Source organism: Streptomyces bohaiensis (assembly GCF_012033785.1).
GTDB classification, from domain to species: Bacteria; Actinomycetota; Actinomycetes; order Streptomycetales; family Streptomycetaceae; genus Streptomyces; species Streptomyces bohaiensis.
Window position 1 is genome coordinate 1 of record NZ_JAAVJC010000425.1, and the last position, 2,837, is coordinate 2,837.

Genomic DNA, 2,837 nt, shown 5'->3' on the forward strand with positions numbered 1-2,837 from the left:
GAACAAGCTCGTGCTCTGCGAGGTCTTCAACACCGACGGGCCGCCGTGCGGCGCGCCGGAGGGCCGTCGGCGTCAGCCGCGTGCCGGACCGCCGCTTGGCGGTCCGCGGCGGCCGGGGGCGGGGGCGGGGACCCGAGGCGCGGGAGCCGCCGTGGTTCGGCCGTTCAGGCGCCGGTCACCGGACCCTCTCCTGGCCCACCATTCGCAGATTGCCCGAACTGCCCTATGGCACAGGGGTTTTGACCAGTCCCGGGCTCCTGGGGCCCGGCTCACCCCAGGGGCGGCCCCCGCGACCACGGGCTGGCGGGCTGGCGGGCTGCCTGCGCGACCTACGCGCCTGGCACGACACCAACCCCGGGCACCGGCCGATCCATCTGAAGTTCGAGACGAAGGACGGATTCGCCGCCGACCTCGGCCGGACCGGCCCAGTTCGACACCCTGGTCCGGCAGATCCTGGGTGACGCGGTCTACCGGCCCGGGGAACTGCTCGGTGCCCATGCGACCCTGGACGCCGCCGTCCGCGCCGGGGCCTGGCCGACGCGCGACGACCTCGCCGGGCGGTTCGTCGTCCACCTCAGCCCCGGCACCGTCGAGCAGCGCAACCCCTGCGACACCCTGTGGACCGACGTGAGGTACGCGCGCCATCTGCGCGACCTCGCCGCCGCGCGCGCCACGCCGACCGGGCGACCGCGTTCCCCGCCGTACTGGGCGTCGAGGCGGGCGACCCCCGCGTGCGCCGCTACCAGGACGCCTCGCTGCGCCCGTGGTTCGTCGTCTTCGACGGCGCCGCCTCCGCCTGGACCGGTCCGAGCATCGACACCGGGTGGTACGCCGCCCGCGACTACGTCCTGGTGATGACCGCCGCCCACTCCGTGGCTCCGGCGATCGACCACCGGACCCCGACCGCCGCGCAGGCGCTCGACCGCGCGGCGCTGCTCGCCGGGCACCACGCCACCGTCCTGACCTCCGACCGGGCGACGCTCCCGCAGGTGCTGCGCACCACCCTGCCGCGCGGCTGACCTGCCTCACCGCTGCGCCGCCACCGTCCGGCCGCGTCCCGCGTCCGCCCGTCCCGATCGCAGCGGGCGGACCGGGCGGCCGACCGGTGGGCGGGCGCCGGGGCGTGCCCCGCCGTTGTCCGGGTAGGCCATGCCGAACGCGTCGCCGTGTCGACGGGCCGTTCGCCGGGAACCGGTCCGCACACCTCGGCCCGCTCGACCGGAGAGGACTCCCATGGAGCTCGCTGTGCCCCTCCTGATCGCCTGCGTGGGGGTGGCCCTCATCGTGTTCCGGGAGCGGATCGCCGAGGCCAACGCCGCACGCTGGGGCAGCCGGTTCGCGCGGATCGGCCTGGGCCACGACCGGACGCACAAGGCGGGGATGACGTCGCAGCTGCTCGTTGGGGGCATCTTCGTCCTCGTCGGCCTCTACGGCACGGTCGCCTTCTTCCTCCCCTGAGGGCGAGCGCGCCGGCAAGCGCCCGGCCCGCTCCGCGACCGGAGCCCGGCTCGTGCCCGCGCGACGCTCCCGGCGGAGGACACCAGGCAGTGGCCGGGCACAACGACCACCCCGCAGGCGAAACGCGCAGCCGCTCGACCGCGCGGCGCTGCTCGCCGCCCGCCACGCGACCGTGCCGGCCTCCGGCTCGGCGCCCCTCGGGGAGGCGCTGCGCACCACTGTGCCGCGTGGCCGAGCCGCCGGGCGGGCGGTGGGCAGCCCCCGGGTGGATTGTCGGCCCCCTGCCCACCGGTCGGATTCGGCCGTGTCGACCGGGCCGGCCCGCTCCCTGCTCCGCTCTCCGGGCGGTGTTCCCGCCGATCCGGCCAGGTGCTCCCGACGCCGGGCAAGCGGCGGCCGCGGCCCCTGCGGCCCTGGCCAGGCCGCTCCGCGCGGACGACCGCGGTCCGGCACGATCCGCGTCACCGGCGGCTCGCGGCCGGGCGTACCCGCGGGGCGGGATCTGCACCGGATTCGGGTGGGTGCCGCGCCGCGGGGAACCCGAGGCGCATGCCTCACACCGATGGAACCCCGCAGACGACCGACGCCCCTCCCGCGCACCGCGCCGACCGCGGCCGCACGGCGCCGCTCGGCAGGCCGATGCTCACGATCGCCGCCGTGGCGGCGCTCGTGGTGGCAGCCGCCGGCTGTTCGAGCGCCGACGCCGACCGCTCGGCGCCGGCCTCCGAGGTCGGCTCCGAGGAGCAGCAGGACGCCGCGAGCAGCTCAGCGGACGAGACGGACGGGGAGTCGGAGGCGGAGTCGGGCACGGAGGTCAGCCCCGCGGGCGGGCTCAACCCCGATGCGTGTACCGCCGACCAGGTGACCGCCGAGGTGGAGGCCTACTACATCGAACGGGACCGCCGCACGGTGGACGTGGTGTTCTCCGGGAGTGACGCCGAGGAGTGCACGCTGGGCGCGACCCCGGCCCTGTCCCTGGGCGACGCGTCCGGCGAACGCATCGGTTCGCCGTCGCAGCACGTCAACTACCCGACGGAATCGGTGCAGATGAACGACGCCAACCAGGCGGTGTTCGGCATCAGCGTGGGTGACGACGGCGATGGCGGGGAGGGCGGTGACGGCGAGGGCTGCTGGCCCGCCGCCTCCGAGCTCCAGATCACGCTCCCCGGCAGTGAGGACCTGTTCGTGCTCGACGTCGAGGAACTGGAGATCGTGGTCTGCGACGACCACCTGGAGCACGGCGCCATCCGGACGCGCTGACCGCCGGTCCCCGCCGGCCGCGACGGCCCGGGACGCCGAAGGGCGGAGGGGGAGCCCCGCCACGGATGTCCCCGCCACGGATGCCGGATTCACCGAGCCCCGGCGCGGAGGTCCGCGCC

General features: G+C 76.2%; 3 protein-coding genes. All 3 read left to right on the plus strand.

Annotated features, from left to right (window positions below):
- Positions 1–617 precede the first annotated feature (617 nt).
- The 3 genes from HCN52_RS23535 (at position 618) to HCN52_RS23545 (ending at position 2,718) form a co-directional block, all read left to right on the plus strand.
- The gene (locus HCN52_RS23535; protein WP_168090445.1) at positions 618–1,019 is read left to right on the plus strand and encodes a PI-PLC domain-containing protein; all 402 of its coding nucleotides are present in this window, start codon (positions 618–620) and stop codon (positions 1,017–1,019) included.
- 214 nt (positions 1,020–1,233) lie between these two features.
- Complete coding sequence (locus tag HCN52_RS23540) at positions 1,234–1,458, plus strand: hypothetical protein (protein WP_168090446.1); 225 nt, start codon at positions 1,234–1,236, stop codon at positions 1,456–1,458.
- Positions 1,459–2,007: 549 nt separating this feature from the next.
- Complete coding sequence (locus HCN52_RS23545) at positions 2,008–2,718, plus strand: DUF4232 domain-containing protein (protein ID WP_168090447.1); 711 nt, start codon at positions 2,008–2,010, stop codon at positions 2,716–2,718.
- The last annotated feature ends 119 nt before the right edge of the window (positions 2,719–2,837 follow it).